20 protein-coding genes are annotated in these 20,655 nt (G+C 68.5%); 11 read left to right on the forward strand and 9 right to left on the reverse strand.

The genetic code is table 11. The features are described 5' to 3' along the window. Positions 1–223: 223 nt before the first annotated feature. Both RT688_RS18260 and RT688_RS18265 read right to left on the reverse strand, forming a co-directional pair. The gene (locus RT688_RS18260; protein ID WP_313706269.1) at positions 224–3,310 is read right to left on the reverse strand and encodes an efflux RND transporter permease subunit; all 3,087 of its coding nucleotides are present in this window, start codon (positions 3,308–3,310) and stop codon (positions 224–226) included. Further along, positions 3,307–4,578: an efflux RND transporter periplasmic adaptor subunit gene (locus RT688_RS18265; protein ID WP_313706270.1), complete on the reverse strand. Its 1,272-nt coding sequence runs from the start codon at positions 4,576–4,578 to the stop codon at positions 3,307–3,309. The genes RT688_RS18260 and RT688_RS18265 overlap by 4 nt, the downstream gene beginning before the upstream one ends. 180 nt (positions 4,579–4,758) lie before the next feature. Here RT688_RS18265 and hpnC point away from each other — a divergent pair, with 180 nt between their 5' ends. From hpnC to RT688_RS18295, 6 genes are all read left to right on the forward strand, one after another. Next, entirely contained in the window at positions 4,759–5,568 is an 810-nt protein-coding gene (gene hpnC / locus RT688_RS18270; protein WP_313706271.1) for a squalene synthase HpnC, read from the forward strand. Between the two features lie 121 nt (positions 5,569–5,689). Continuing rightward, a complete protein-coding gene (gene hpnD / locus RT688_RS18275; protein ID WP_313706272.1) occupies positions 5,690–6,523 on the forward strand; it encodes a presqualene diphosphate synthase HpnD in 834 nt (277 codons plus the stop codon). Beyond that, entirely contained in the window at positions 6,510–7,943 is a 1,434-nt protein-coding gene (gene hpnE, locus RT688_RS18280) for a hydroxysqualene dehydroxylase HpnE (RefSeq protein ID WP_313706273.1), read from the forward strand. The genes hpnD and hpnE overlap by 14 nt, the downstream gene beginning before the upstream one ends. A 70-nt stretch (positions 7,944–8,013) precedes the next feature. Then, positions 8,014–8,163, forward strand: coding sequence for a hypothetical protein (locus RT688_RS18285; RefSeq protein ID WP_313706274.1), 150 nt, complete (start codon positions 8,014–8,016; stop codon positions 8,161–8,163). Positions 8,164–8,173: 10 nt separating this feature from the next. After that, complete coding sequence (locus RT688_RS18290) at positions 8,174–8,989, forward strand: HAAS signaling domain-containing protein (RefSeq protein WP_313706275.1); 816 nt, start codon at positions 8,174–8,176, stop codon at positions 8,987–8,989. 3 nt (positions 8,990–8,992) lie between these two features. Beyond that, positions 8,993–9,802 carry a head GIN domain-containing protein gene (locus tag RT688_RS18295; protein ID WP_313706276.1) on the forward strand — a complete coding sequence of 270 codons (810 nt, stop codon included), beginning with the start codon at positions 8,993–8,995 and terminating at the stop codon, positions 9,800–9,802. 26 nt (positions 9,803–9,828) lie between these two features. Here RT688_RS18295 and RT688_RS18300 read toward each other — a convergent pair whose 3' ends face one another. Beyond that, entirely contained in the window at positions 9,829–10,164 is a 336-nt protein-coding gene (locus RT688_RS18300; RefSeq protein ID WP_313706277.1) for a hypothetical protein, read from the reverse strand. Between the two features lie 53 nt (positions 10,165–10,217). Then, positions 10,218–11,459, reverse strand: a complete 1,242-nt coding sequence (locus tag RT688_RS18305) for a TIGR03862 family flavoprotein (RefSeq protein ID WP_313706278.1) — start codon at positions 11,457–11,459, stop codon at positions 10,218–10,220. Positions 11,460–11,603: 144 nt separating this feature from the next. Here RT688_RS18305 and RT688_RS18310 point away from each other — a divergent pair, with 144 nt between their 5' ends. The 5 genes from RT688_RS18310 (at position 11,604) to dctP (ending at position 14,655) form a co-directional block, all read left to right on the forward strand. Continuing rightward, on the forward strand, positions 11,604–11,990 hold the full coding sequence (locus tag RT688_RS18310) for a hypothetical protein (protein WP_313706279.1): 387 nt from the start codon (positions 11,604–11,606) through the stop codon (positions 11,988–11,990). Continuing rightward, positions 11,987–12,190, forward strand: a complete 204-nt coding sequence (locus RT688_RS18315) for a helix-turn-helix transcriptional regulator (protein WP_313706280.1) — start codon at positions 11,987–11,989, stop codon at positions 12,188–12,190. The genes RT688_RS18310 and RT688_RS18315 overlap by 4 nt, the downstream gene beginning before the upstream one ends. Next, positions 12,187–13,137 (forward strand): alpha/beta hydrolase, encoded by a 951-nt coding sequence (locus RT688_RS18320; RefSeq protein ID WP_313706281.1) that lies wholly within the window; start codon positions 12,187–12,189, stop codon positions 13,135–13,137. The genes RT688_RS18315 and RT688_RS18320 overlap by 4 nt, the downstream gene beginning before the upstream one ends. A 10-nt stretch (positions 13,138–13,147) precedes the next feature. Next, the gene (locus RT688_RS18325) at positions 13,148–13,378 is read left to right on the forward strand and encodes a hypothetical protein (protein WP_313706282.1); all 231 of its coding nucleotides are present in this window, start codon (positions 13,148–13,150) and stop codon (positions 13,376–13,378) included. A 305-nt stretch (positions 13,379–13,683) separates the two neighbouring features. Continuing rightward, positions 13,684–14,655, forward strand: coding sequence for a TRAP transporter substrate-binding protein DctP (gene dctP / locus RT688_RS18330; RefSeq protein ID WP_313706283.1), 972 nt, complete (start codon positions 13,684–13,686; stop codon positions 14,653–14,655). A gap of 190 nt (positions 14,656–14,845) precedes the next feature. Here dctP and moaD read toward each other — a convergent pair whose 3' ends face one another. From moaD to RT688_RS18355, 5 genes are all read right to left on the reverse strand, one after another. Beyond that, positions 14,846–15,103 carry a molybdopterin converting factor subunit 1 gene (moaD, locus tag RT688_RS18335; RefSeq protein ID WP_313706284.1) on the reverse strand — a complete coding sequence of 86 codons (258 nt, stop codon included), beginning with the start codon at positions 15,101–15,103 and terminating at the stop codon, positions 14,846–14,848. A 6-nt stretch (positions 15,104–15,109) separates the two neighbouring features. Beyond that, positions 15,110–16,330 (reverse strand): gephyrin-like molybdotransferase Glp, encoded by a 1,221-nt coding sequence (gene glp, locus RT688_RS18340; RefSeq protein WP_313706312.1) that lies wholly within the window; start codon positions 16,328–16,330, stop codon positions 15,110–15,112. An 86-nt stretch (positions 16,331–16,416) separates the two neighbouring features. Further along, a complete protein-coding gene (gene thrC, locus RT688_RS18345) occupies positions 16,417–17,892 on the reverse strand; it encodes a threonine synthase (RefSeq protein WP_313706285.1) in 1,476 nt (491 codons plus the stop codon). 354 nt (positions 17,893–18,246) lie between these two features. After that, positions 18,247–19,653 (reverse strand): L-serine ammonia-lyase, encoded by a 1,407-nt coding sequence (locus RT688_RS18350; protein WP_313706286.1) that lies wholly within the window; start codon positions 19,651–19,653, stop codon positions 18,247–18,249. A 39-nt stretch (positions 19,654–19,692) separates the two neighbouring features. After that, complete coding sequence (locus RT688_RS18355; protein ID WP_313706287.1) at positions 19,693–20,649, reverse strand: NAD-dependent epimerase/dehydratase family protein; 957 nt, start codon at positions 20,647–20,649, stop codon at positions 19,693–19,695. Between the last annotated feature and the right edge of the window lie 6 nt (positions 20,650–20,655).

The raw sequence follows: 20,655 nt of genomic DNA on the forward strand, positions 1-20,655 counted from the left end.
GTTTTGCCTTTGTTCTGGCGATGAAACCGCGTGGACACGGGTGTCCACCCTACCAGAGCGGCGGTTCGTAGGTGGGTTCGAGAACCCACCCTACGTTTTGCCTTTGTTCTGGCGATGAAACCGCGTGGACACGGGTGTCCACCCTACCAAGGCGGGTTCGTAGGGTGGGTTCTCGAACCCACCGCATGCGCGCCCGAATCGACAAGGCGCGCCCTCCCTGCAGTCACGCCACCGGCTTCTTGACCCGGAACCACGCCGCATACAGCGCCGGCAGGAACAGCAGCGTCAAGGCCGTCGCCACCAGCAGCCCGCCCATGATCGCCACCGCCATCGGCCCCCAGAACACCGAGCGCGACAGCGGGATCATGGCCAGCGCCGCGGCGGCGGCCGTCAGCAGGATCGGGCGGCAGCGCCGCACCGCGGCTTCGACGATCGCGTCCCAGGCCTCGGCCCCGCCCTTGATGTCCTGTTCGATCTGGTCGACCAGGATCACCGAGTTCCGGATGATCATGCCGAACAGCGCGATCACGCCGAGATTCGCCACGAAACCGAAAGGCCGGTCGAGGATCAGGAGCGCCATCGCCGCGCCGGCCACGCCCAGCGGGCCGGTCAGGAACACCAGCAGCGAACGCGAGAAGCTGTGCAGCTGCAGCATCAGCAGCGTGAAGACGATGAACAGCACCAGCGGCACGTTGGCCGAGATCGAGGCCTCGGCTTCCGAGCTGTCGGCAGCCGCGCCTTCGAGCGTGATGCGGTAGCCGGCCGGCAGCTTGGCGCGCAGGGCCGCCAGCTGTTCGCCGACCTGGCTTGAGACGGTCGGTCCCTGGATGCCGTCGACCACGTCCGACTGGACCATGATCGCCCACTCGCGGCCCTCGCGCCAGACCACGCCCGGTTCCCACACGAACTCGACGCGCGCCACCTGGCCGATCGTCACCGAACGGCCCGAGGCGGTCGGGATGTTCGTATCGCGCAGCACCGTGATGGTGGAACGCTCCTCGACCGGCTGGCGCACCACGATGTCGATCAATTCGTTGGTCTCGCGGAACTGGCCGACGGTGGTGCCCGACAGGACGGTGTTCACGGCGCGCCGCACCGACTGCGAGGTCACGCCCAGGGCGCGCAATTTATCCTGGTCGAGGTCGAGGCGCAGCACCTTGACCGATTCGTTCCAGTTGTCGTTCACGCCGACCGCGTTCGGGTTCGCGCGCAGCACGTCCTTGACCTGGTCGGCCAGGCCGCGCACCACGCCGATGTCGGGACCGGCCACCTGGAACTGCACCGGGTACGGCACCGGCGGCCCGTTCGGCAGCAGCTTGACGCGGCCGCGCACTTCGGGGAATGCATTCTTGAAGACGTCCTGGATCTTCACGCGCAGGGCTTCGCGCTGGGCGACGTCCTTCGGCAGCACCACGAACTGCGAGACGTTCGACTGCGGGAAGATCTGGTCCAGCGGCAGGTAGAAGCGCGGGCTGCCGGTACCGACGTAGCTCGTGATGCTCTCGGTTTCCGGCTGCTTGCGGACGAATGCCTCGAACTTCTTCACCAATGCCTCGTTGGCGGCGAAGCTGGTCCCTTCCGGCAGCCACATCTCGACCATCAGCTCGGGGCGGCTCGAATCGGGGAAGAACTGCTTCTCGATGAACTTGAAGCCGAACACGCCCAGGAAGAACACCGCGAGGCTCAGCACGATGGTGGTCCAGCGGAACTCGACGCACCAACTGACCAGGCGGCGGAAACGGCGAAAGCCCGGGGTGTCGAACACGTCGTGCGAGGACTGCCCATGGCCGTGCGGCGTCACCTTCAGCAGCAGGAAACCGATGTAGGGCGTGAAGGTCACCGCCACCACCCACGACACGATGAGGGCGATCGCGTTCACCGAGAACATCGAGAAGGTGTATTCGCCGGCCGCCGATTTCGCCAGGCCGATCGGCAGGAAGCCGGCGGCCGTGATCAGGGTCCCGGTCAGCATCGGGATCGCGGTCGAGGTATAGGCGAAGGTGGCCGCCTCGAAGCGCGACAGGCCCTCTTCCATCTTCCTGACCATCATCTCGACCGCGATGATGGCGTCGTCCACCAGCAGGCCAAGGGCGATGATCAGGGCGCCCAGCGAGACCTTGTGCAGCGAGATGTCGAGCATGCGCATGAAGAGGAAGGTGATCGCCAGCACCAGCGGGATGGTCAGCGCCACCACCATGCCGGGCCGGACGTCGATCCGCAGCGTCGGCTTGGTATGCAGGCCGAGCGCCAGGAAGCTCACCGCCAGCACGATCACCACGGCCTCGACCAGCACGTGCATGAATTCGTCGACCGAGGCGGTGACGGCCTGGGGCTGGTTCGACACGCGTTCGAGCTCGATGCCGACCGGAAGCTGGGCGCGGATGCGCGCCACGGTCTCGTCCAGCGACTCGCCGAGCGCGATGATGTTCCCGCCCTTTTCCATCGACACGCCCAGGCCGATCACCTCCTTGCCGTTGAAGCGCATCTTGTCCGTCGGCGGGTCCTGGTACTCGCGCTTCACTTGCGCGAAGTCGCCCAGGCGGAAGGTCGTGTTCCCGGCGCGCAGCTGCAGGTCTTCCAGCTCGCGCGTGGTGCGGATCGCGCCGCTGACGCGTACCTGCAGATTGTCGGTCGGCGTGACCAGCACGCCGGCCGCCTCGACCCCGTTCTGGGTCGCGATCTGGTTGACGATCTGCTCGAACGGCACGCCCAGCTGGGCGAACTTCTTGTTCGAGAACAGGATGTTGACCTTCTCGTTCTGCACCCCGAACTGCTCGACTTTCGCCACCAGCGGTACGCCGAGCAGCTGCTGGCGCACGAAGTCGGCGTAATCCTTCATCTCGGCATAGGTGAAGCCGTCGCCCGAGAGCGCGAAGATCGAGCCGTAGGTGTCGCCGAATTCGTCGTTGAAGAAGGGACCGATCACGCCCTGCGGCAGGGTGCCGGCGATGTCGCCGATCTTCTTTCTCACCTGGTACCAGGACTCCGGCACCTCCTGCGGAGGCGTCGACTCGCGCAGCGCGACCAGGATCGTGGTTTCGCCGGGCTTGGAGAAGCTGCGGATCTTGTCGATGTGGGGCGTTTCCTGCAGCTTGCGCTCGAGCTTGTCGGTGACCTGCTCGGCCATCTGCACCGCCGTCGCGCCCGGCCAGATGGCGCGCACCACCATCACGCGGAAGGTGAATGGCGGGTCCTCGTCCTGGCCCAGGTTCTGGTAACTGAAGATCCCGCCGAGCAAGAGTGCGGCAATCAGGAAGCGCGTCAGCGGGATGTTCTCGAGCGCCCAGCGCGACAGGTTGAAGCCCCTCATTTGGCGCCCCCGCCGTCAGCGGGAGCGGAAGACGCGGGGGACGCCGGCGCAGGCGTCGGGGCAGGCGTCGGGGCAGGCGTCGGCGCAGGCGTCGGGGCAGGCGTCGGCGCAGGCGTCGGCGCACCTACGGGCACCGGCGCAGGCGCACCCGCCGCGGCGGCCTCGGTGTCGCCGCGGCGCGCCACGTCGGCCGTCAGGATGCGCACCTTCTGGCCGTTCCGAAGCAGGTTGACGCCGGCCGTCACCACCGTCTGGCCGGGCTGGACGCCGGCGCCGAGCAGCACGTCGTTGCCGGCCTGGCCGGCGATCTGCACGGGCACCAGCTTGACCGCGCCGTTCTCGACGATCCAGACGCTGGTCACGCCTTTCTCGTGGTGCAGCGCGGTGAGCGGCGCGCGCAGGCCGCCCGTGCCCGAGCGTCCGGCGAACTGCACGGCGGCCGTCATCCCCAGGCGCACCTCGGGGCGCGGCGGGATCGCCACCTTGGCGGTATAGGTGCGGGTCGCCGGATCGGCGACCGGCGACACCTCGCGCACGCGGCCGGGAATCGCCTCGCCTGGATTGGCCCACAGACGCACGTTGACCGACGCGATGCGACGGATCTCGTCGACCCGGTCTTCGGGAATGCCGATCACGACCTCCATCTCGTCGGTGCGCGCCACCCGCACCACCGGGGTGCCGGCGTTCACCACCTGGCCGACCTCGGCATCGATGCCGGTGACGACGCCGTCGATGTCCGACACCAGATTGCTGTAGCCGGCCTGGTTGGCCTGGCCGCGGAAGGCGGCGCGCGCGGCGTCGGCTTCGGCCTGGGCCGCGCGCAGGGCGGCGCGCTTGGAATCGAGCACCGACTGGCTGACGAAGTTCTTGGCGCGCAGTTCCTGGTAGCGCTTGTAGTCGGAGCTGGCCAGGTCGCGGTTGGTCTCGGCCGCGCGCAGGCTGGCCTGGGCCTGGCTGGCGGCCAGCTTCAGGTCCTGGGGGTCGAGCTGCATCAGCACGTCGCCCTTCCTGACGACCGCGCCGACGTCGACCTTGCGCTCGACGATCTTGCCGGCCACCCGGAAGCCCAGGCGCGACTCGATGCGCGGGCGCACTTCGCCCGAGAACTCGGCGTTCACGCCCAGTTCGTCCTGGGCCAGGACGATGGCGCGCACCGGACGCACGTCTTCGGGTTTCTTTTCGTCCTTCGAGCAGGACGACAGGAGCAGCGCGCAGAATGGCAGGGCAAGCACGGCCAGCGGCCGGCGCAGTCGGATCGGGGCGAACACGGGTGGTTATTCCTCTTTATTTCGTTCTTGGATACGGACGGCTGTCGAGCGAGCGCTAAGCCGTGCGCCATATCTCGTCGGGAAGCCCTGCATTATTCCACGCAAAGGGGCTGCCTCAAGGCCCGGCAATTATAATCATGCAAATAATTAGCGTAAATGACCTACGAGTCATTGATTTGCATGCCAGTCGACCATTACGAAAACTTCCCCGTCGCCTCCATCCTCATGCCGCGCCGCCTGGTGCCGGCCGTCGAAGCCATCTACGCCTTTGCCCGCGGCGCCGACGACGTCGCCGACGAAGGCGACGCCGCACCCGAGGAACGCCTGGCCGGCCTGGCCGAGTACGCCGCGGCGCTGGACGCCATCGTACGCGGGGAAACGCCCGCGCGCCCGATGTTCGCGCGCCTGGCCGGCGTGGCGAGAACGTTCGCCCTGCCCCTGCAACCGCTGCGCGACCTGCTGTCGGCCTTCCGCCAGGACGTGGTCACCACCCGCTACCCGGACTACGCCTCGCTGCTCGACTATTGCCGGCGCTCGGCCGATCCGGTCGGACACCTGATGCTGGCCCTCTATGGCGCGGTCGACGCGCGCAACCTGGCGGACTCGCATGCGATCTGCACCGCCCTGCAGCTGATCAACTTCTGGCAGGACGTGGCGATCGATATCCGGAAAGGCCGCATCTACCTGCCGCAGGAAGACCTGGCGCGGTTCGGGGTCGGCGAGCACGACCTGCTTAGCGGCGCGGACACCCCGGCCTGGCGCGCGCTGATGGCCTTCGAGGTCGAGCGGGCGCGCGCGCTGATGCACAGCGGCGCGCCGCTGGCCAGGCGCCTGCCGGGACGCATCGGCTGGGAACTGCGCCTGATCGTCCAGGGCGGCCTGCGCATCCTGGAGCGCATCGAGCGCGCCGACTACGACGTGTTCCGGCGCCGGCCGGAGCTCGGCAAGGGCGATTACCTGGTCATGGCCTGGCGCGCACTGCGGATGTAGATGCGGCGCCTCATGCCCTGCCTGGACCCGAATACGGCCGAGAAACACCGATTGACGGCCCCTGCCGTGCGCGCTTCGGCTAAGATAGCGGATTCGCATCGCCTAACATTGCAATTTTTACATGTCTCCTGACGAATACTGCCAGCAAAAGACTGTCCAGAGCGGTTCCAGCTTCTACTACAGCTTCCTGTTCCTCGAACCGGCGCGCCGGCGCGCGATCACCGCGCTGTACGCCTTCTGCCGCGAGGTCGACGACACCGTCGACGAGGCGACCGACGGCTCGGTCGCACGCATCAAGCTGGCCTGGTGGCGCACCGAGGTGTCGACCATGTACAAGGGTACGCCGACCCATCCGGTGACCCAGGCCCTGCAACCCCACATCGCGACCTACCGCCTGGAAGAGCAGCACCTGCAGGCGATCATCGACGGCATGGAGATGGACCTGGACCAGAGCCGCTACCTCGACTACGCGGGCTTGACGCGCTACTGCTGGCACGTGGCCGGCGTGGTCGGCATCCTCTCGGCCAGCATCTTCGGCTACACCCAGCCCCAGACCCTGGCCTATGCCGAGAAGCTGGGCCTGGCCTTCCAGCTGACCAACATCATCCGCGACGTCGGCGAGGACGCGCGCAAGGGCCGCATCTACCTGCCGGTCAACGAGCTGCAGCAGTTCGGGGTGACGGCCGCCGACCTGCTCAATTCGCGCCACAGCGAGAAGTTCGAGGCGCTGATGCGCTTCCAGACCGAGCGCGCGCAGAAGATGTACGACGAGGCCCTGGCCCTGCTGCCGAAGGAGGACCGGCGCGCCCAGCGGCCCGGCCTGATGATGGCGGCGATCTACCGCACCCTGCTCGACGAGATCGCGCGCGACGGTTACCACGTCCTGAGCCAGCGCATCTCGCTCACGCCGCTGCGCAAGCTCTGGCTGGCGTGGAAGACCTATGTGCGCAGCTAAAGCGGGCAAAGGCGCCGGTCTCGATGTCGCCGTCGTCGGCGGCGGCTGGGCCGGCTGCGCCGCCGCCGTCGAATTGGCCGACAAGCGCGCGCGCGTCACGCTGTTCGAAGCGGCGCGCACCCTCGGCGGGCGCGCCCGCGGCGTCGAACTTCAGGGCAAGATGCTCGACAACGGCCAGCACATCCTGCTCGGCGCCTACGACCAGACCCTGAAGCTCATCAAGCGCGTCGGCGTCGATCCGGCCGCGGCCCTGCTGCGCCTGCCGCTGCAGATGCGCTATCCGGCGGGCGCCGGCGGCATGGACTTTGTCGCCCCGCGCCTGCCCGCGCCCTGGCACATGATCGTCGCCCTGTGGCGCGCGAAGGGCCTGGGGCGCGAGGACAAGATGGCGCTGGCGCGCTTCACCACCAGCGCGCGCTGGATGGGCTGGCGCCTGAACGACGACGTGCCGGTGAGCGTGCTGCTGGCGCGCTTCGACCAGACCCCGCGCTTGAACCGCCTGATGTGGCAGCCGCTGTGCCTGGCGGCGCTGAACACTCCGCCAGAGCGCGCCTCCAGCAACGTCTTCCTGGCGGTGCTGCGCGACAGCCTGGGCGCCCACCGCGCCGCCTCCGACATGCTGGTCCCGCGCCTGGAACTGGGCGCCCTGTTCCCGCGGGCCGCCGCGCGCCACATCGAGCAGCGCGGCGGCGCCGTGCATGCTGGCGCCAAGGTCGGCGCCATCGCCCGCACCGCGGCCGGCTGGGAAGTGCAGGCCAGCGGCCAGGCGTGCGGCGGCGACCGGCAGCGTTTCGACGCGCTGGTGCTGGCCACGCCGCCGGCCGCCGCCGCGGGCCTGATTGCCGCGCTGCCCGGCGCCGGCGACCTCGCGGCCCGGCTCGACGCCTTCGACTACGAGCCGATCTCGACCTGCTACCTGCAGTACGACGCGGCGCTGCGCCTGCCGCTGCCCTTCTGCGCCCTGCTGGAAGACCCGGCGGCGCGGCGCTTCGGCCAGTTCGTGTTCGACCGCGGCCAGCTCGACCCCGGCCAGGGCGGCCTGCTGGCGGTCGTGATCAGCGCCGCCGGCGCCGCCGCCGCGCTCGACCAGGACACCCTGGCGAGCCTGGTGGCAAACCAGCTGGCGCAGGCCTTCGGCCAGCCGGCCCTGGCCACGCCGCGCTGGAGCCGGGTCATCACCGACAAGCGCGCCACCTTCGCCTGTGTCCCCGGCCTGTCCCGTCCGGGCAACGCCACCGATCTGCCGGGCCTGGTCCTGGCCGGCGACTACACGGCCAGCGACTACCCCGCCACCCTCGAGTCGGCGGTGCGCAGCGGCCAGGGCGCCGCGACGGCCATCCTCGCCCATGGCCGGCTGGCCCGCGAAAACGGCAGCCTGTCGCACGGCGGTGGCGCCACGCCGGCCGGATCCGTACAGTAGCACCATCGCGCAGTGACACCGCGCGGTGACATCGCGTAGTTACATGGAAAACCGGATCGTGGACATGGACATGACTTACCAACTTGGATTTCGCTTGCTGGGCCTGCTTGCCCTGGTTGCCGCCAGCACGGCGGTGCTGGTCGCCCCCGAACTGATCGGCGGGCACCCCGGCGCCACGGTGCCGGCGCTCGGCTCGATGTTATCGTTCGGGCACCCCTGAGGCGGTCCGGATGGGCAAACTGGAATACCTCGACGCGCTCAAGCGGGCCATGCTCGGCCTGCCGCCGGAGCTGCAGGCGAAGACCCTGGCCTGGTACGAGCAGCGCTTCGTCGACGGCACGGCCACCGGTCGGCAGGAAGCCGACATCGCGCGCGAACTCGACGACCCGAAGAAGGTCGCGCTGACCCTGCGCGCTAACAGCCACATGGCCGCCTTCGCCGAACAGAAGAATCCCGCCAACCTGCTGCGCGTGTGCGCCTCGGCCATCGGGCTGCTGGTCTTCAACCTGTTCATGGCGATCCCGGCCGCCGTCTTCGGCTCGCTGCTGGCCGCGCTCTACGTCGCCGCGCTGGGCTTCTACGTGAGCGGGATCGCGATCACCGCCAGCGGCCTGTCGGGCGCCAACGAACTCGTGCTCGACGGTCCGCTGCGCCACGTCAGCATCGGCGACGGCGCGCCCGAACGCGTGCGCGCGCGCATCTCGATCAGCGAGACCGGCATCACGATCGACGAAGGCGACGACACCCTGGACCGGCCCGCGACCGATGCCGGCACGGCAATCGATGCCGGCCCCGAGGCAGGCGTGGAGGCCGATCCTGACGACAGCTCGCGCGTGGTGCGCGGCGCCGAACGCATGGCCGGCAGCAGCGTGCGCATCTCGACCGAGATGGACGAGGATTCGCGCATGACCCAGGCCGTGCTCGGACTGGGCATGGTGCTGGGCGGGATCGTGCTGTTCCTGGTCTCGATCGTGGTCACGCGCTACGCCGCCCTCGGCGTGAAGCGCTACCTGCAGATGAACCTGTCGCTGCTGCGGGGAGCCTGAACGATGTCGATGCGCGCCCTGATCCGGATCGGCCTGAGCCTGCTGATCCTCGCTTTCGTGTTGATCGGCCTGTCCTACACCATGCTGCGCGCCCAGGGCACGGCCGCGCGCCCGGAAGGCCGGATGGTCACCACGGAGACCCGCCCGCTCGAGCGCCGCGTGCGCGCGATCGAACTGAACGCCCCGGTCGACCTGAACGTGCGCTACGGCCCCCAGCCCGCGCTGGTGGTGCGCGGCGAGCAGCGCCTGCTGCAGAACATCGAGACCGTCGCCAGCGGCGACACCCTGCGTATCGCCACCCGCGGCCTCATGCTGCGCCACCGCCAGCCGCTGGAAGTGGAAGTGACGCTGCCGATGCTCGATTCCCTGAGCGTCGACGGAAGCGGCGCCACGCGGGTCAACGGCTTCTCGGGCGAGCGTATCGCCCTGTCGCTGAACGGCTCGGGCAGCCTGCAGTTCGTCGGCCGCTACCGCGAGGCGCGGGCGACGCTGCACGGCAGCGGCGAACTGAGCCTCGACGCCGGCAACAGCGACAGCATCGAGGCGGAGCTGATGGGATCGGGCGCGATGCGCCTGGCCGGCGCCACGCGCCAGCTCAAGCTCGAGGCCAGCGGCTCGGGCATGCTCGACGCCCAGCGCCTGCGCGCCGACCAGGCGCAACTGCGCCAGACCGGCTCGGGCAACGCCACCATCACCGTCCGGGAGAAGGTGACGGCCTCGGTCAGCGGCAGCGGCGACATCGAGGTGCACGGCGAGCCGTCGCAGCGCAGCGTCAACCGCACCGGCAGCGGCGCCGTGCACTTCGTCGACTAAGCGCCGCCAGCGGCGCAGCGGTCCGGTCAGCCCTGGGCGGGCGTGCGCGGCGCCTGCGCGATCAGGCGCTCCAGGCGCTCGCTCGGCGAGGGCCGGATGGTCGCAGCCGAGGAGCGCAGGCAGTCGATCACCTCGGCGCGGACCGGCTCGCGGTCGACCACGTTGCAAGTGAGGGCCAGCTCGACGAGCAGGTTGCGGTCGTCCTGCGGAATGGTCTCGATGGCGGGCCAGACCACCGCCAGCTGGCTCATGGTGGACGCGGAATGCCGGTTGAGCATGAACTTCGCGCCGACGGCGCCGAACAGCGCGAGGACCACCAGGATCACGACCAGTAGAAGGATGCTCGGTTGTTGCTTGGACATGGTATTCCCTTGGTATTTCCAGTTGCGGCGCAAGGCCGGTCTTATGTAAACAATCAGGCGCGGCCGAGCCAGCGCAGCACGCCCGCCCCGGCCGCGCGCCCGCTGCCGAAGCAGGCGGTGAGCAGGTAGCCGCCGGTGGGCGCTTCCCAGTCGATCATCTCGCCGGCGGCGAACACGCCGGGGAGCACCTTGATCATGGCGTTGCCGTCGAGCGCCTCGAAGCGCAGGCCGCCGGCGCTGCTGATGGCCTCGTCGATGGGACGAGTCCGCTTCAGGACCAGCGGCAGCGCCTTGATCGCCGCCGCCAGCCGCTCGGGGTCGTTGTAGGCCGCGGCGTCGAGGCATTCGCGCAGCAGCCCCGCCTTCACGCCCTTGATGCCGAGCCGGCTTTGCAGGTGGCTGGACATCGAGCGCGAGCCGCGCGGGCGCAGCACCTCGGCCCGCACCCGCTCGCCGTCGTGGTCGGGCGCCAGGTCGAGCCAGATGGTGGTCTCACCGCGCGCGGCGATCTGGTCGCGCAGCGGCGCCGACAAGGCATACACCAGGCTGCCCTCGATGCCGGTGGCGGTGACCACGAACTGGCCCTGGCGCCGCGCGCGGCGGCCGTCGCGGTCCTCGTAGCCGATGGCCACGGTGGTGAGCGGCGCGCCCGCGTGTTTCTCGCTGAAGTGGGCGCTCCAGCCGGTATCGAAGCCGCAGTTCGAGGGCACCAGCGGCGCGACCTCGGCGCCGCGCGCGGCCAGCAAGGGCGCCCAGGCGCCGTCCGAACCGAGCCTGGCCCAGCTGGCGCCGCCCAGGGCCAGGACGGTGGCGTCGGCCTCGACGGCCAGCTCGCCCTCGGGCGTGGCGAACAGCAGCTGTCCGTCGCGCCAGCCCTGCCAGCGGTGGCGCATGTGGAAGCGCACGCCGGCTTCGCGCAGGCGGTGCAGCCAGGCGCGCAGCAGCGGCGCGGCCTTCATGTCGGTCGGGAACACGCGCCCCGAGGTGCCGACGAAGGTGTCGATGCCCAGACCGTGGATCCAGTCGCGCACCTGCCCCGGCGTGAAGTCCCCGAGCCAGCGCGCCACGTCGCCGCTGCGCGCGCCGTAGCGCGCCACGAAGGCATCGATGGGCTCGGAATGCGTGATGTTCATGCCGCCCTTCCCGGCCAGCAGGAACTTGCGCCCGACCGAGGCCATGGCGTCGTAGACGTCGACCGCCGCGCCACCCGCGGCCAGGACTTCGGCCGCCATCAGGCCGGCGGGGCCGCCTCCGATGATGGCGACGCGGGGCTGGGACGGGCTGGATGCGGACATGCTGGCTGGCTGGTGGAATCGAAGAGCGGCATTGTAGCCGGGATTGGGTCCGGCCGGACAATGTAAAGGGTGCTTGACATCGCCGGGGCGCGGGCATAGCATGTAAAGGCTACTTTACATTGCAGTCCAACCGGGGAGCATGAGATGCACGAAAAACGCGTCACCAGGGCCTACCACCGCGAGCTGTTCGGCGCGCTGGCGCTCTACACGGCCTTGCTGTTTGCCGCCATCCATTACGGCCGGCCGATGCCGGACGGCGTCCTGCGCACCCTGGTGCTGGTCAGCCCGATGATCGGCTTCGGCGCCGGTATCTGGGCCATCGCGCGCCACCTGGCGCGCATCGACGAATACCTGCGCCGTCAGATGCTGGAGAACATCGCGCTCGCCGCGGCCATCACCGCCGGCCTGAGCTTCACCTACGGCTTCCTCGAGAACGCGGGCTTTCCGCGCGTGTCGATGTTCACCGTCTGGTGCGTGCTCTGCGGCGCGACCGGCGTTGTCGCGCTCGTGCGCAAGTTGATCGATCAATGAAGAACCTGATCCGCGACCTGCGCGCCGAGCGCGGCTGGAGCCAGGCCCACCTGGCCGAACTGCTCGACGTTTCGCGCCAGACCGTGATCGCGATCGAGAACGGGCGCTACGATCCCAGCCTGCCGCTCGCCTTCGCCATCGCGAAACTGTTCCAGCAACCGATAGAAGCCATCTTCACCCCCGACCAGGAGCCCGCATGAAAGCCTCGTTATTGTTCGCATTGACCTTCGCGCTTACCATTCCCATCGCCGCGCCCGCATCGGCCCAGCAGCCGCCGGGGCCGGCACCCGGAACGGCCAACCGTTTCGCCGCCACCATCGCCCCCGCCGAGCGCTTCGAGGTGCAGGGCATGCTGGTCGAGCGCCACGGCCAGGGCGGCCGTCCGCTCATCCTGATTCCCGGCCTGGGCGGCGGCAGCTGGGTCTGGCAAGAAACGGTGCGCGAGTTCGCCGGCGGCCAGGCCGTGTATGTGGTCACCCTGCCCGGCTTCGACGGCCGCCCGGCGCCGGCCGGCGACCCGATCGAGGGCGCGCGGCGCGCCCTGCTGGAGCTGATCGCGACGCGCAAGCTCGACAAGCCGGTGCTGGTCGGACACAGCATCGGCGGCACGCTGGCCCTGGCGCTGGCGGAGATGCAGCCGGCGCGCATCGGCGGCGTGGTGTCGATCGACGGCCTGCCGGTCTTCCCCGGCACCGAGGAGGTGCCGGCGGAGCAGCGCCTGCGCGTGGCCGAAGGCATGGGCGCGCGCATGGCCGCCGTCAGCGGCGCCGCGTTCGCCGAGCAGCAGAAGCGCTACATGCGCAGCATCGGCGTGGTCGACATGAACAAGGCCGACGAACTGGCGAAGCTGGGCGCGCACAGCGACCCGCAGGCGATGGCGGCCTACGTTTCCGGCATCGTCGCGCTCGACCTGCGCCCGAACCTGGCGGCGATCAGCGCGCCGGTGCTGGTGCTGGCTCCCTATTTCGCCCTCGATTCGATGCAGACCGGGGTGACCGCGGAGCAGAAGCTCGCGTATTATCGTGCGCTGATGAAGGGCACGCCGCGCCTCGAAGTGATCGCGGTCGACAACGCGCGCCACTTCGCCATGTTCGACCAGCCGCGCGCCGTCAGCGACGCCCTGCGCGCCTTCCTCAAGCACCTGTAAGGAGCAGACCATGCCCAGCACCACCCACTGGATCGGCCAGTACCTGTTCGCCGTCGTCTCGATGTTCGCGCTGCTGCTGGCGGTCGACGTGCTGATGCGCGGCGAAGCCTTCGCCCGCGCCTGGCCCTCGGCCCTGGCCTGGTCGGCGATCGCCTCGGCGCTGTTCGTCGGCCGGCGCTACTACATCATGCGCAAGGGGCTGGACTGCGCGGTCTGCGAGCGCCTCGACAAGAAGAAATAAGCGCTTTTCCTCCTTGATGTGCGTCAGCGCCGCCCAGTCGGGTGACGCCGATACTGCCCCCTCCAGGCGCCCGTCCGCCGCATTATTCACCATGCATTTGTCAAGAAAATAATATTCTTCTTGACAAGCATGTTCATGGGAATATTCTTATACGCACGAAAGTGAACGATGCGCTCCCTCGATGGAGGCACGATTCGCCGGGTACGTCGGTTTCATCATCTTGGAGGATGAGTATGTCGGAAATGTCACGGCCGTCATTGGCCCGCAGGACAGTGCTGAGCGCAATCGCGTCCAGTCCCCTTTGGATGCACGGCGCTTGGGCCGCTTCCCAGGCGATGCGGATCTCGCACCAGTTCCCCGGCGGCAGTATCACGGAAGGTGACTTCCGCGATCGCCTGTGCCGCATGTTCGCGACGCAAGTCGAAAAACGCACGCGCGGCAGCCTGAAGTTCTCGATCTACCCCAACTCGGCGCTGATGGCCCCGAACGCCCAGTTCGGCGCCCTGCGCAAGGGCGGACTCGACCTGGCCCTGGTGCCGCTGTCCTACGCCGGCGCCGAGGCGCCCGAAGCCAACATCGGCCTGATGCCGGGCCTGGTCACGTCCTACCAGCAGGGCTATGGCTGGAAGAACGCCGAGGTCGGCAAGGAACTCACACGCATCCTCGACGAGCAGGGCCTGGTCGTGGTCAGCTGGATCTGGCAGGCCGGCGGCGTCGCCTCGCGCGGCGCGGAGCCGATCCTGCGTCCGGAACAGGTGCAGGGCCTGAAGGCGCGCGGCGGCTCGCGCGAAATGGACATGATCCTGCAGGACGCCGGCGCCAGCATCGTCAACGTGCCGTCCAACGAGATCCACAACGCCATGAAGAGCGGCGCGCTCGACGCCGCCTTCACCTCGTCGACCTCGCTGATCACCTTCCGCCTGCACGACGTGGCGCGCTCGCTGACCACCGCGCGCGGCGGCGGCTACTGGTTCATGTTCGAGCCGCTCCTGATGTCGAAGACAGTGTTCGCGCGCCTGACGAAGCAGCAGCAGGCGGCCGTGATGGAAGTGGGCGCCGACCTCGAGAAATTCGCGCTGCGCATGGCGATGGCCGACGACCAGCAGGTCGCGGGCTATTACGCGCGCGCCGGCGCCCGCGTGGCCGACATGGATGCGGAATCGCTGCGCCAGTGGCAGGAAGTGGCGCGCACCACGGCCTGGCGCGACTTCGGCGCGCGCAGCGACAGCTGCGCCAGGTTGCTCGCGCTGGCGGAGAAGCAGATCGCGGCCTTGTAGGCCAAGCGACCCGCCCAGGCTGTTTGAACGCGTGGACGGGAGACCCGTCCACCCTGCGCCCTGCTGCACGCCTTCCCTGGTCCCGGACCTTATTGGTCACCCGTAGGGTGGACGGGTTCCCCGTCCACGCGTTCAAGTATCACGTGCGATGTCGATCAACGTCAACGCAGTGCTACCCACGCGCCTCGCATCACCCCCCCGTCACCGGCGGGAAAAACGCCACCTCGCCACCTTCCTGGATGGCCGTCTCCGGCGCGCACATGACGTGGTTGAACGCCATGCGCAGCGCACGCTGCTGCCCCAGGGCCTCGGCCCAGGCGCCGCCGCGCGCGACCAGGTGTTCGCGCACCTGGCCGACGGTGCGCACGGTCTCGGGCAGTTCGATGCGTTCCTGGGCGAGGCCGAGGGCCTCGCGCACGGACGCGAAAAATCGCAGTTCGATGTGCATAATTTCCTAGTACTGGAGTTCGGCGAAGGGAATGAAGCGCACGATGTCGCCCTCGTTGATGACGCGTCCCGGCGGGTTGTCGACCAGGCCGTCGCCCCACACGGTGGAGGTCAGCACGCCCGAACCCTGGTTCGAAAACAGCTCCAGGCCGCCGCCGGCGTTTACGCGCACGCGCAGGAACTCGTTGCGGCGGTCGGCCTTCGGCAGGCTGAAGTCGGCGCGCATCTGGTAGGCGCGCGGCTCGACCGGCCCGCTCACGCCCTGCAGGCGCAGCAGGAAAGGCCGAACGAACAGCAGGAAGGTGATGAAGCTCGACACCGGATTGCCCGGCAGCCCGATGAAGTGGGCAGCCCCCGCTTCCCTGCGCACCTGGCCGAAGGCGAGCGGCTTGCCCGGCTTGACCGCGATCTGCCACATGTTCAGCTGCCCTTCCGCTTCCACCGCCGGCTTGACGTGGTCTTCTTCGCCGACCGAGACACCGCCCGAGGTGATGATCAGGTCGTGCTCGCGCGCCGCCTCGCGCAGGGTGGCGCGGGTCGCGTCCAGCGAATCGGGCACGATGCCGTAGTCGGTGATCGCGCAGCCGAAATTCTCCAGCAGGCCGCGCAGGGTGAAGCGGTTCGAGTTGTAGATCGCGCCCGGCGCCAGCTGGCCGCCCGGCGCTTCACCCGGCATGGTCAGCTCGTCGCCGGTGAAGAACACGGCCACGCGCAGGCGCCGGCGCACCGGCAGGCTCGCCAGGCCGACCGAGGCAGCCAGCCCCAGTTCCTGGCTGCGCAGGCGCGTGCCGGCCGCCAGGATGGTCGCGCCGGCGACAATGTCTTCGCCGGTGCGGCGGATCCATTCGCCCGCCTTCGGGGTGTGGCGGATGACGACGTTGTCGCCCTGGACCTCGCACTGCTCCTGCATCACCACCGCGTCCGCGCCGGGCGGAATCATGGCGCCGGTGAAGATGCGGGCGGCGGTGCCGGCCTCCAGCGGCGCGCCGACCGTGCCGGCCGGGATCCGCTGGGCGACGCGCAGGCTGGCGCCGCCGTTGACGCAGTCGGCCGCGCGCACCGCGTAGCCGTCCATCTGGGTGTTGTCGGCGGAAGGGACGTCGATGGTCGACGCCTGGTCGAGGGCCAGCACGCGGCCGTTGGCCTCGAGCGTCGGCACCTGTTCGACGTCGGCCACCGGCGCGGCCGAGGCCAGCAGGGTGTCGAGCGCCTCGCGCACGCTGAGCATGGGGCGCGGCGCCGGCCTCTCGTTCGCATTCTTGTCGTTCGCGTTCTTTTCGGTCGCGATCTGGTCTTTTGTTGCGGTCATGGTTCTTACAATCCGGTATGCGCGGCGATGAAGGCCTTCATCTCGTCGACGTTGGGGCGCATCACCACGAATTTCTGGGGCAGCGCCTCGAGCTCCTCGAAACCGGCCGGGCGCGGCGCGTCCGTGCCCAGCGCCTCCAGGATGGTCTCGTTGAACTTCGCCGCCAGCGCGGTTTCCAGCACGATCATCGGCACGCCGGTCTCGATGTGTTCGCGCGCGACCTTGATGCCGTCGGCGGTGTGGGTGTCGATCGTGATGCCGTAGTCGTCGTAGGCCATGCGGATGGTCTCGAGGCGGTCGGCATGCGTCGACTTGCCCGAGACGAAGCCGTACTCGCCCACGCGCGCGAATTCGTCGCCGTCGCTGCCCGGGGCGCCCGACAGGTCGAAGCCGCCCTCGGTCTCGACCTTGCGGAACAGCGCGTGGACGCGTTCGCTGTCGCGTCCGAGCAGGTCGTAGACGAAGCGCTCGAAGTTCGAGGCCTTCGAGATGTCCATCGACGGGCTGCTGGTGTGGAAGGTTTCGGCGCTCTTCCTGACGCGGTAGACGCCGGTGCGGAAGAATTCATCGAGCACGTCGTTCTCGTTGGTGGCGACCACCAGCTTGGCGATCGGCAGACCCATCATGCGGGCGATGTGACCGGCGCAGATGTTGCCGAAGTTCCCCGAGGGGACGGTGAACGAGACCTTCTGGTCGTTGCTGGTGGTGGCCGCCAGGTAGCCGCGGAAGTAGTACACGACCTGGGCCACCACGCGCACCCAGTTGATCGAGTTGACGGTGCCGATCTTGTGGCGCGCCTTGAAGGCCAGGTCGTTCGAGACGGCCTTCACCATGTCCTGGCAGTCGTCGAACACGCCTTCGACGGCGATGTTGAAGATGTTCGGGTCCTGCAGGCTGAACATCTGGGCGGTCTGGAAGGCGCTCATCTTGTTTGCCGGCGACAGCATGAACACGCGCACGCCGCGCTTGCCGCGCATCGCGTACTCGGCGGCGCTGCCGGTGTCGCCCGAGGTGGCCCCAAAAATATTCAGCTCGTCGTCGTTCTTCGCCAGCGCGTATTCGAACAGGTTGCCGAGCAGCTGCATGGCCATGTCCTTGAAGGCCAGGGTCGGGCCGTTCGACAGCGCCTGCAGCACCAGCTTGCGGCCGCCCTCGTCTTCCAGCACGCGCAAGGGCGTGATGTCCTTCGCGGACTCGTCCGCGCGCGCGTTACGGTAGACCTCAGGCGTGTAGGTCCTGGCGGTCAGCGCCTTCAGGTCGGCGTCCGGAATGTCGGTCGCGAATTTGCGCAGGATCTCGTAGGCCAGCTCGGCGTAGGACAGCTTGCGCCAGGCGTCGAGCTCCTCGCCGCTGACGCGCGGGTACTCGGCCGGCATGAACAGGCCGCCATCGGGCGCCAGGCCGCCGAGCAGGATCGAGGAAAAGGTTTCCGGATTACGGGAAGCGGACGCGCTCGTTGCGCGGGTAGACACATATTGCATACGTTAATGGATCCGGTTGGCTGGCGTTGATCCATTTATTATAGTGCGGCCCGGCCGATCCCGTCTGTGCGGCCGAGATTGGCGTGGCGGGGATAGAAACGGAACAGCATCGGCGCTGTCGAGGACCGTAGGGTGGGCACGCCGTGCCCACGCGGACGTTCGCGTCGTGTCGGACGACTTCAAATCGAAAAAGACGCGTCGCGGCGGCGCCATGGAAGCGTACCGGCAACGCGCCGGCTTCGATGATTCCATACGCCGCGGATCTGCAGACATCCGGTGGGCACGGGGCGCCCACCCTACGGTTCAGGTCACGTCCCAAACACCGTCATGGGAACGCGGCCTGTGGCGCGTATGTCAGCAAGCCGCGTGATTCACCGTCACCACGTGCACCGCCAGCCCGCCCAGCGAGGTCTCCTTGTACTTCGCCTGCATGTCCGCCCCGGTCTGGCGCATGGTCTCGATCACGTTGTCGAGGCTGACGAAATGGGTGCCGTCGCCCTTCAACGCCAGCGAGGCGGCGGTGATGGCCTTGATCGCGCCCATGCCGTTGCGTTCGATGCAGGGGATCTGCACCAGGCCGCCGATCGGGTCGCAGGTCATGCCGAGGTGGTGCTCGATGCCGATCTCGGCGGCGTTCTCGATGCGTTCGTTCGAACCGCCGAGCGCCGCCACCAGGCCGGCCGCCGCCATCGCGCAGGCCACGCCGACTTCGCCCTGGCAGCCGATCTCGGCGCCCGAGATCGAGGCGTTCTTCTTGCACAGCATGCCGATCGCGCTCGAGGTCAGCAGGAAGTCGCGGATGCCGCCCACCGGGTCGCTCGGGCGGCAGTCCTCGGCGTAGTAGCGCAGCACCGCCGGGATGATGCCGGCCGCGCCGTTGGTCGGCGCCGTCACCACGCGCCCGCCGGCCGCGTTCTCCTCGTTGACCGCCATCGCGTACAGGGTCACGTGGTGGGTGGCGTCGTGCGGCAGCTCGTTGACGCGCTTTCCTTCGGTACAGTGGGCCTGCTTCCACAGGCGCGCCGCGCGGCGCTTGACGTTCAGGCCGCCCGGCAGCTGGCCTTCGGTGACCAGGCCGTGGGCGATGCAGTCGCGCATCGTGGTCCAGATGCGGTCCAGGCCGGCGTCGAGTTCCGCCTCGCTCATGCGCGCCAATTCGTTCGCGCGCAGCATGTGCGGGATCGACAGGCCGTGCTTGCGGCCCTGCTCCAGCAGTTCGTTCATGGTGTCGAACGGATAAGGCACCGCGAGCGCCGGCGCGCTGGCCGTCTCCGCCGCCTCGGCCATCCGCGCCTGCGCTTCGCCGGCCGCGGTGATGAAGCCGCCGCCGACCGAATAATAGATGCGCTCGATGACGCTGCCGTCGCGCAGCTGCAGCACGAAGCGCATGCCGTTCGGGTGCTCGGGCAGGGTCGACGACTTGTGCCAGACGAGATTGGTGCGCGCCGAGAACGGCACCTCTTTCGTTCCCAGGAGGCGCAGCACGCCGTCCAGTTCCGCTTCGGCCAGCTTGTCCTCGACGCTGTCGGGATCGATGTCCTGCGGGGTCTCGCCCATCAGGCCCAGGATCACCGCCTTGTCGGTCGCGTGGCCGACGCCGGTCAGCGCCAGCGAACCGTAAAGGTGGGCCTCGACGCCGACCGCCTCGTCGAGAGTGCCGCATTCGAGCAGGAAGCGGCGCGCCGCCACCATCGGGCCCACCGTGTGGGAGCTCGATGGGCCGATACCGATCTTGAAAAGATCGAAAACGCTCATGTCCATCTATGTGTCTCGCTATTCTCTTTTTTTCTTATTGTGTGTTTACGCGGTGGCGCCGACGTCGATGTTCTCGAGCATGCTGGCGACCATCTCCTCGATGCCGATCTCGGCCTTCCAGCCCCAGTCGCTCGCGGCGCGGCTGTCGTCCAGGCTCTTCGGCCAGGTGTCGGCGATCGCCTGGCGGCTGTCCGGCTTGTAGGCGATCTCGAATGCCGGCACGGCCTGCTTGATCGCCGCCGCCAGTTCGCGCGGGTTGAAGGACACGCCGGCGACGTTGTACGAGGAGCGGATCGCCACTTTGTCGGCCGGGGCTTCCATCAGCTCGATGGTAGCGCGGATCGCGTCCGGCATGTAGATCATCGGCAGCGTGGTTTCCGGTCCCAGGAAGCACTCGTAGGTTTCGCCCTTCAAAGCCGAATGGAAGATGGCGATCGCGTAGTCGGTGGTGCCGCCGCCCGGAGGCGACTTGTAGCTGATGATGCCCGGGTAGCGGATCGAGCGCACGTCCACGCCGTACTTGGTGTGGTAGTACTCGCAGAGGCGTTCGCCGGCGAGTTTACTGATGCCGTAGATCGTGGTCGGGTCCATGATCGTGTACTGGGCGGTGTTTTCGCTCGGGGTGTTCGGGCCGAAGGCGGCGATCGACGATGGCCAGAACACCTTCAAGGGCTTGCCCGCCTCGCCGCGTTCGCGCGCGACTTCCAGGATGTTCAGCAGGCCGTCCATGTTCAGGGTCCAGGCCTTCAGGGGCGCCTTTTCGCCGGTGGCCGACAGCAGCGCCGCCAGCTGGTAGACCTGGGTCACGCCTTCGTCGGCAATGACGGCCGCCAGGCGTTCCTTGTCCAGCACGTCGAGCTGGGCGTAGCGCGCGGCGCCGTAGACGTTGTTGCTGCCGATGTCGGTGGCGAGGACGTTATCGACGCCGTGTTTTTCCGCCAGTGCGGTGACCAGTTCGCTGCCGATCTGGCCGTTGGCGCCGATGATGAGAATGCGTTCCATGTACTC

The organism is Massilia sp., assembly GCF_032106685.1.
Lineage (GTDB): Bacteria > Pseudomonadota > Gammaproteobacteria > Burkholderiales > Burkholderiaceae_D > Telluria.